Annotated in this window: 1 rRNA gene; it reads left to right on the forward strand. The window is 43.3% G+C overall.

The annotated features are described in order from the left end of the window. Window positions 1–111, forward strand: a 16S ribosomal RNA gene (locus ACYQ4S_RS12495); the annotation flags it as partial. Window positions 112–349 lie beyond the last annotated feature (238 nt).

A 349-nucleotide genomic window follows, 5' to 3' on the forward strand; every position in this document is an offset into this window, starting at 1 on the left:
GTCGGTCGAGTAACCCTTTTAGGGAGCTAGCCGCCGAAGGTGGGCTGGATGATTGGGGTGAAGTCGTAACAAGGTAGCCGTATCGGAAGGTGCGGCTGGATCACCTCCTTTCTAAGGATAGTGCCATTAGGGCACACGGAACCTTGCACAGGTTTTTACTTTGTTCAGTTTTGAGGGATTTTTTTCCTTCAGGACTTTGTTCTTTGAAAACTAGATAGTTGATAAACACAACACAAACATGTTAAGAAACAACACCGAGAAATAGATTTATTGAGAACAGTTTTGTTCGTTAACAAAACTCTCATCGCTATGAATTACCCTTAACCACCAGGTTAAGTGAATAAGGGCG

Source organism: Alkalibacterium sp. s-m-28, from assembly GCF_054658175.1.